7 protein-coding genes are annotated in these 8,249 nt (G+C 70.3%); 4 read left to right on the plus strand and 3 right to left on the minus strand.

Annotated elements, in window-relative coordinates; genetic code table 11:
- From J1C73_RS09910 to J1C73_RS09920, 3 genes are all read left to right on the plus strand, one after another.
- Positions 1–336: (2Fe-2S)-binding protein (locus J1C73_RS09910; protein WP_207316004.1), on the plus strand; the 336-nt coding region annotated here is incomplete at its 5' end.
- A 183-nt stretch (positions 337–519) separates the two neighbouring features.
- On the plus strand, positions 520–3,201 hold the full coding sequence (locus tag J1C73_RS09915) for a PA14 domain-containing protein (RefSeq protein WP_207316005.1): 2,682 nt from the start codon (positions 520–522) through the stop codon (positions 3,199–3,201).
- Between the two features lie 129 nt (positions 3,202–3,330).
- Complete coding sequence (locus J1C73_RS09920; RefSeq protein ID WP_207316006.1) at positions 3,331–5,682, plus strand: GH92 family glycosyl hydrolase; 2,352 nt, start codon at positions 3,331–3,333, stop codon at positions 5,680–5,682.
- A 70-nt stretch (positions 5,683–5,752) separates the two neighbouring features.
- Here J1C73_RS09920 and J1C73_RS09925 read toward each other — a convergent pair whose 3' ends face one another.
- Together J1C73_RS09925 and J1C73_RS09930 are read right to left on the minus strand one after the other, a co-directional pair.
- A complete protein-coding gene (locus J1C73_RS09925) occupies positions 5,753–6,085 on the minus strand; it encodes an STAS domain-containing protein (RefSeq protein WP_207316007.1) in 333 nt (110 codons plus the stop codon).
- A 249-nt stretch (positions 6,086–6,334) separates the two neighbouring features.
- Positions 6,335–6,832, minus strand: a complete 498-nt coding sequence (locus tag J1C73_RS09930) for a MarR family winged helix-turn-helix transcriptional regulator (RefSeq protein ID WP_207316008.1) — start codon at positions 6,830–6,832, stop codon at positions 6,335–6,337.
- A gap of 80 nt (positions 6,833–6,912) precedes the next feature.
- Between J1C73_RS09930 and J1C73_RS09935 the strand changes: the two genes are divergently transcribed.
- Entirely contained in the window at positions 6,913–8,088 is a 1,176-nt protein-coding gene (locus J1C73_RS09935) for a PP2C family protein-serine/threonine phosphatase (RefSeq protein WP_207316009.1), read from the plus strand.
- A gap of 37 nt (positions 8,089–8,125) precedes the next feature.
- Here the strand turns inward: J1C73_RS09935 and J1C73_RS34690 are convergent.
- Positions 8,126–8,249: ATP-binding protein (locus J1C73_RS34690; RefSeq protein WP_504743140.1), on the minus strand; the 124-nt coding region annotated here is incomplete at its 5' end.

Consider the following 8,249-nt stretch of genomic DNA (forward strand, 5'->3'; position numbering starts at 1 on the left):
GTCGCGGCGGTCCGCCGCGACACGGCCATCTCGAACCGGCTCCTGTGGGGCAACGCCGGATCCGCGCTGGCCGGAGCCGTACGCCAGCTGATCGGCTGGGCGCGCGCCCACGGCCGGCCGGACGTCGCCGCGCGCGCCCGCACCCTGGCGGCCGAACTCTTCGACCACCCCGGTCTGCGCGACACCGGCGCCCCGCACGGCCCGGGTTTCCGCCGGCGCACCTGCTGCCTCTACTACCGCGGTCCGGGCGGCGGCCTCTGCGGTGACTGCGTCTTCGGCAGCGCGCCCGGAACGCCGGCGAGCGCCCAGGACGTCGAGCTCCCCGGCAAGGCCTGAGACCAGCGCCGCGAGGGTGCTCCTGGGCGTACCGCGGGCCTGTCGAGGGCGTGTTGAAGCGCGGCGCGGCGGGGTCGCGCCGTACCCCGTTCCACGCCGATGTGCCTCGGGTTCTCCCGGTGTCGCTCCCTCCGAACGGGGGATTGTCATGCACCTGGACAGCGCCGCATCCGTCGTGCTGTCATGCCAACTGCCATTCCTTCCAACGTTGTACATCCTGTTGCAACGAGCCGCCACCCTTCCTCACAAGGAGGATCCGTGCGCATCAGAAAGAAGTTGGTCCTGCTCCTCGCCGCCGTCGTCGGCGCCGCGGGACTGTCCGCCGTACCCGCCGCTTCGGCGGCCGATCACGACCCCGGGGGCTCGGCCGACGTGCACGGGCTGAAGGGGGAGTACTACACCCAGTCCGCCCCGGGCGCCTTCGACTTCGGGGAGCTCAAGGCCACTGGATTCGACCCGGGCATCGACTTCCCGACCCTGGAGTCGCGGCTGGCCTCGGCCACCGGGCAGTCCGACGACGCCAGCATCCGGTGGACCGGGAAGATCGTGCCGGAGAAGTCCGGCGCCCACACCTTCTCCATGATCGGGGACAACGGCTTCCGCCTCTGGATCGACGGGAAGCCGGTCATCGACCACTGGGTCGACGACTGGGAGAAGGAGCAGACCTCCCAGCCGGTCGAGCTGACCGCGGGGACCGCCTACGACTTCAAGGTCGAGTACTTCGAGCACGAGGGCGGCTCCAACCTCCACCTCAGGTGGACCGAACCCGGCGGCACGAAGGTCCCGGTGCCGCAGTCCGCCTTCAGGCTGCCCGACGACTTCGCGTACGACGGGGCCATCGCCGCCACCGTGCTCGCCGACGGACGCACCCTCAAGCTGGACTTCGCACAGAAGCTCGGGCGGCTGCCGGCCGGTCTGGTGAACCACCTCGACGCCGTGATCGGCGGGGCCGAGTGGCCGCTCGGCGCGGTCAAGGCCGACCCGAAGGACCCGCGCAGTCTGACCATCGCCCTCAAGGAACCGGTCGTCGGGAACAAGGCCGGGAACGCCACGGGCCTGGCCGACATCCGTTACGACGGCGACGGCGCACTGGCCGGCCAGGACGGCAAGCCGGTCGGCGCCTTCTGGTCCAGCGGGCCGAACCACTCCACCCACGAGCTGAGCACGAAATGGGCCGACGAGGTGGGGCCGAAGAACGCGCTCCCCGAGTACCCGCGCCCCCAGCTCACCCGCGACAACTGGCAGAACCTCAACGGCTCGTGGGAGTTCGCCGCGGCGAAGGCGGGGGAGCAGCCCCCGGTCGGCAGGAAGCTCGGCGAGAAGATCCTCGTCCCGTACCCGGTCGAGTCCCAGCTCTCCGGGATCGAACGGCACGAGGACCGCATGTGGTACCGCCGCACGTTCACCGTCCCCAAGAACTGGAAGGTCGGCTCGGGCAAACGGCTCCAGCTGAACTTCGGTGCCGTGGACTGGCAGGCCGAGGTGTACGTCAACGGCAAGCGCGTCGCCGAACACAAGGGCGGCTACGACAAGTTCAGCGCGGATGTCACCGACGCGCTGGTGCCCGGCCGCACCCAGGAGCTGATCGTCGGCGTCTACGACCCGACCGACGCCAAGGACGGCGAGAACCCGCCGATGGGCAAGCAGCGCCTCGACCCGAGCGGCATCTGGTACACCCCGTCCTCCGGCATCTGGCAGACGGTGTGGATGGAACCGGTCGCCGCCGACCACGTGGACTCGCTGAAGCTCACCCCGGACGTCCCGGGGTCGAGCGTCACCGTCGAGGCGCGCGGTGTGCGGGACGGGGTCCCGGTCACGGCGACCGCGTACGACGGCAAGCGCAAGGTGGGCACCGCCACCGGCCGGACCGGATCGGCGCTGAGGATACCCGTCCCGCACCCGCACCTGTGGTCCGCGGACGATCCGCATCTCTACCGGATCGAGGTCACCGTCGGAGCCGACCGGGTCGGCAGCTACTTCGGGATGCGGTCCATCGCCGTCGAGAAGGTGAACGGCACCCCCCGCACCGTCCTCAACGGCAAGCCGGTCTTCCTGATGGCCACCCTCGACCAGGGGTTCTGGCCGGACGGGCTGCACACCGCGCCCACCGACGAGGCACTCGCGTACGACCTGAAGATGCACAAGGCGATGGGCTTCAACTCGGTCCGCAAGCACATCAAGGTCGAACCCGACCGCTGGTTCTACTGGGCGGACAAGCTCGGCCTGATGGTCTGGCAGGACATGCCGGCGATGAACACCGTCAACCCGTCGGCCGCCGCCCGCGCGGAGTACGAGCACGAGATGAAGGAGATGATCGACGAACACTCCAGCCACCCGTCCGTCGTCATGTGGGTCACCTTCAACGAGGGCTGGGGCCAGTACGACGAGGCCCGCATCGCCGACCAGGCCAAGTCCTGGGACCCGACACGCCTGGTCAACAGCATGTCCGGGATCAACCTCGGCGTCGACGGCGGCACCGGGGACATCATCGACGAGCACGGCTACCCGAGTCCCGCCCTGCCGAAGCCGGACGGTCGACGGGCCCTGATCAGCGGTGAGTACGGCGGACTGGGTCTCGCGGTACCGGGCCACGCCTGGGCCGTGCAGCAGTCGTACATCGCGGTCGACCCGGCCACCTACACCGACGACTACCTCGCCAAGCTCGACGAGGTGCACGCACTCGCCTGCAAGGGAGGCAACGGCGCGGTGTACACGCAGATCTCGGACGTGGAGGGCGAGTTGAACGGACTGCTCACCTACGACCGCAGGGTCGTCAAACCCGATGTGAAGAGGGTCCACGACGCCCAGAAGGCGCTGATCCGCGACGCGTCGCAGCCGGTCGTCGCGGGCTGCCCCGCGGCCTGACCGCTGGTGCCGCTCCGGCCCGTCCCGTGTGCGGGCGGGCCGGAGCGGTACCGCCCGACCCCTTGACGCGGGGCAACGGGGAATCAAGAATGATCGCGCTCTGACAACGTTGTCCGAAGGAGTATCCCCATGCACCGGACCCCACGGCCGCGACTGCGCGGCCCGGCGGCCGCACTCGCCGCCGCCGCGCTCCTGGGCGGTGTCCTTTACCCCGGGGCCACGGCCCAGGCCACGCCCCGGACCGACGGCCGGCTGACCGATCTGGTCAACCCGTTCATCGGCACCCAGAACGAGGGCAACACCTACCCCGGCGCCTCCGTGCCCTTCGGCATGGTGCAGTTCTCCCCGGACACCGGTCACAACACCGGCTACGACTACGGTGAGAACCACATCCGCGGCTTCTCCGCGGTCCATCTCTCAGGCGTCGGCTGCGGTCTGGGCGGCGACCTGCCGACCCTGCCCACCACCGGCGACGTCACCGAGACCGACTACGCGAAGTACGCGGCCGAGTTCAGCCACGACGACGAGAAGGCGAGCCCCGGCTCCTACAAGGTCGGGCTCAAGACCGGCATCGGCGCGGAGCTGACCGCGACGCAGCGCACCGGTGTGCAGCGCTACACCTTCCCGGCCACCGAAAAGGCCAACGTCCTGCTCAACGCGGGCCAGTCGCTGCACAAGACGCTCTCCTCCGAGGTCGAGATCCTGGACAGCCGCACCGTGCGGACCGCGATCACCGGCAGCGGCTTCTGCCAGGACACCAAGCCGTACACGGTCTACACGGTCACCCACTTCGACCGGCCGTTCACCACCTCCGGCACCTGGAAGGGCGCCACCGTCACCGAGGGGTCCAGGAAGTCCTCGGCCACCGACGCCCGCAACGGCGCCTGGCTGCGCTTCGACACCAGCAAGGACCGGACCGTCGAGGCCACCACGGCACTGAGCTACGTCGACGCCAAGGGGGCCGCGCTCAACCTCCGAGCCGAGGGCGGCCGCAGCTTCGACCGTGTCGAGCGCGCCGCGCAGCGCAGCTGGGAGGGCCGCCTCGAAGGCGTGAAGGCCCAGGGCGGCAGTGACGAACTCCGCCGCACCTTCTACTCCTCCCTCTACCGGTCCTTCCTCGCGCCCAACGTCGGCAGCGACGTGGACGGCCGCTACACCGGCTGGGACCAGAAGAAGCACCGCGCCAAGAACTTCACGTACTACCAGAACTGGTCGCTCTGGGACACCTACCGCACCCAGGCCCAGCTCCTCTCACTGCTCGCTCCGCGCGAGTCCCGCGACATGGCGATATCCGTCCTGCGGATCGACGCCGAGAGCGGCTGGCTGCCCAAGTGGGGCTACGGCACGGTCGAGACGAACATCATGACCGGCGACCCGGTCACCCCCTTCCTCACCAACGCCTACCAGCAGGGCCTGCTGAAGGGGTACGAGGAGCAGGCGTACCGCGCCCTCAGGAAGAACGCGGACGGTGTGCCGGCCGCGGACTCGGCCCCGGTCGGCCGGGAAGCCAACGTCGAGTACCTGAAGGACGGCTTCGCCCCGTACATCAAGAACCGTCAGCACGCCAAGCCCGGTGACTCGGACTACGACCACGGCGCCTCCGCCACCCTGGAGTACGCCCTCTCCGACGGAATGCTCGCCGAGATGGCCCGCGACCTCGGCCACGACGCCGACGCCGCCCGCTACGACGCCCGCGCCCAGAACTACCGGAAGATCTTCGACCCCTCGACCGGCTTCTTCCGCGCCCGCGACGCCTCCGGCGCCTTCACCGGCCCCGCCGACCCGGCCGAGAGCGAGGGCTTCCATGAGGGCACGTCCTGGCAGTACCAGTGGATGGTGCCGCAGGACATCCCCGGCATGGTCGATCTGATCGGCGGCAAGGACGCCGCCAACCAGCGGCTCGACTCCTTCTTCGCGTACGACAAGCTGCTGGCCGACCCCGCGAAGACCGCCCGAGAGGTCTGGGTCAACGGCCCGTACGCGTACTACAACGCCGACAAGTACAACCCGCAGAACGAGCCCGACCTCATCGCCCCGTACACCTATCTCTCCACCGGCCAGCCGTGGAAGACGACCGATGTGGTCCATGCGGCCCTGACGCTCTTCACCAACGGCCCGACCGGGATGACGGGCAATGACGACCTGGGCACCATGTCCGCCTGGATGGTGCTTTCCTCGATCGGCGTCTTCCCGGTCCAGCCGGGCACCGACACCTGGGGACTCTCCACGCCCGCGTTCGAGCGCGTCGACATCAGGCTCGACCGCCGGTACTACCCGCGCGGCTCGCTCACGGTGAGCGCTCCCGGGGCATCGGACACCGACCGTTACATCCAGTCGACCCGGCTCGACGGTGCGCAGCAGTCGCGCACCTACCTCACCACGGACGACATCCGTTCGGCCCGCTCGCTCTCCTTCACGGTGGGCAGCGAGCCGTCGGCCTGGGGCACCGCGCCCGAGGACGCTCCGCCCGCGCTCGGCTGACCGGGCGATCCACGACACACCGCGTGCCCTTTCCCCGCCGTGCGGGGGAAGGGCACGCGGTGTTCGGGGCTCAGCGGTGGAGCGGGCCGGCGATCGCCTCGGTGACGGACGGGAAGACCGGCAGCACGCTGTCGAGGCCCAGCACACCGATGAGCCGCTCCATGAAGGGGGACGGCTCGGCGAGCCGCAGCCGGGGACCCAGCAGGGTCTGCCCCTGAAGAAGCACGTTCACCGTCGTCGAGTCCGCGAAGCTCACGTCCGAGAGGTCGACGACGACGGGGCCGTCACTGTCCGCGGCCGCGCTCTCCAGCGCTGCGCCGAGCGGGGTGACGTTGTCAATATCGAGGTCACCGGTCACGGCGAGCACCAGCGCTCCCCGCTCCTGGCGTGGGACGATTCTCATGGCTCTGCCGGCGCTGGGGGATGGGAGCACGGTCACCTCATGATGCACTGGATGGCGGGGGAGAACGCCGGTTGATGCGGACGGTCCGGTGCGAGTCCGTCCCTGCTCGCGGCGGGTGAAGGCCACGATAGAAGTAATAGTTGCCATTTGACAACATTCTCCATGGGGCAACAATCTGTACCCGAACGATCAATGGACGCATCCCCTCGGGGAGTGCCTCAGAAATGCGGAAGCAGGGGCTCGATGAAGCTAGGCGCTGTCCGCGATGTCGTCACGGAGCCGGCCGGCGGTGAGCCGCTGCGACGCGGCCGAACGGAAAGCGGCCAGCCCTTCGGTGAGCGCCGCCACGTCGGATGGCTGCATCCGCTCCAGCACGGCGGAGAGCTCACGCGTGCGGATCGCCCGGTACTCCTCCAGCAGGGCGTGGCCCCGCCCGGTCAGCCGCAGCTCGACCTCGCGGCGGCTCGTCGGGCTGGGGTCCCGCTGGACGAGGCCCATGGCCTCCATCCGGTCGCAGAGCCGGCTCACCGACGGAGCCCGCGAGCCGAGCGCCTCACCGAGCGAGCGGAGGTTGCTGCCCTCCTGCTTCTCGATGACGAGCAGGGCCCGCAGCTGCGAGGGCGACACCGTGCCCGGAGGCGCGGCCTCCTGGCCGCGGCCCCACAGCACTTCCAGCAGCTCCGATGCGGCACAGACGTCCTCGGAGACCCGCTCAAGGCCATGAGGGAGATCGGTGCGGTGGCGCATCCGTCCACTCTGTCATCCGGAACGTCCTCCTGTCAGCCCGGCCCCGGCCCCGTGACCCGACGAAGAGTGAGCGGAAGACCGTGAACGCCCGTCCCGAAATCGAAAGAGCCGTACGCGCGGCCGCACCGTACGCCCTGGTGGAGGCGGTGCGCGGCGCACTCGCCGCCGCGTACGACGCCCGGTCCGTGGAGCTGCTGCTGGCGGACTACGGAATGACCGTGCTCAACCCGGTCGGCTCGGCTCCGGGGCGCGAACGCGCCCTGTCGATGCACAACAGCCCGCAGGGCCGGGCGTTCGGCAGCCAGCGCCCGTACGAGGAGCCGGCCGGACGCGACGGAGCCGTAGACCATCACCTTCCCGTGACCGTACGCGGCGAGCGCCTCGGCATCCTCACCGTCCGCCTCCCGGCCGGATGCTCCACCGCGCAGACTGTGAACGAGCTGTCCGACGTGGCCGACCTGCTGGGCCACGAGATCGTCGTCGCCGAACGGGACACCGATCTGTACCAGGGGGCCCGCCGCATCGCCCGGCTCACCCTCGCCGCCGAGATGCAGTGGCAACTGCTCCCGGCCCGGGCGTTCACCGCGGCCGAGTACGCCATCGGTGCCCAGCTGGAACCGGCGTACGCCATCCACGGCGACAACTTCGACTGGGCCGCGGACGGCGACCAGCTGACCGTCTCCGTGACCAACGGCATGGGCGAGGGCATCCAGGCCTCCCTGCTCACCAACCTCGCCGTGAACGCGCTGCGCAACGCCCGAAGGGCCGGGATCGGCATCGCGGACCAGGCCGCACTCGCCGACCAGGCGCTCTACGACCAGCACCGCGGCAGCGTCCATGTGTCGACGCTGCTGCTCCGCTTCGACCTCGCCACGGGAACGGTCGGCGCGGTGGACGCCGGCTCCCCGCAGCTGTGGCGGCTGCGCGGCAGAACGGTCGCCCGCGTCGAGCTGGACGCGCAGCTGCCGCTCGGCATGTTCGAGGAGTCGCAGTACGACGTCCAGTGCCTCCAGCTGATCCCCGGCGACCGGCTGCTGCTCGTCAGCGACGGGGTGTACGACGCCGTCTCGCCACTCGGCGAGGCCTATGTGGAGCGGGGCCTCGCCAGGGCGGTCCTCGCGACGCGGCTGCTGCCCGCGGCTTCGGTGCCGGGCGCCGTCCTGCGTGAACTGGCGGACTACCGCGACGCGGACCCGCTCGACGACGCGCTGGTCGTCTGCATCGACTGGTTCGGCAGACAGGGGAGCGGCGGCTGACCGCCGCGGAGCCCGACACCGCCGGGGGCGGCCCGGGTCAGCTGCTGAGCATGAACTCGGCGCGGATGCGCTTGCCGACGGGAACCCGCTCGGCCGTCAGCCGGTCGCACAGGGCCACCACGATCTCCATGCCGTGACCGCCGAGCCGGCTCGGGTCGGGG

This window comes from Streptomyces laculatispora (assembly GCF_017353455.1).
Classification (GTDB): Bacteria; Actinomycetota; Actinomycetes; order Streptomycetales; family Streptomycetaceae; genus Streptomyces; species Streptomyces laculatispora.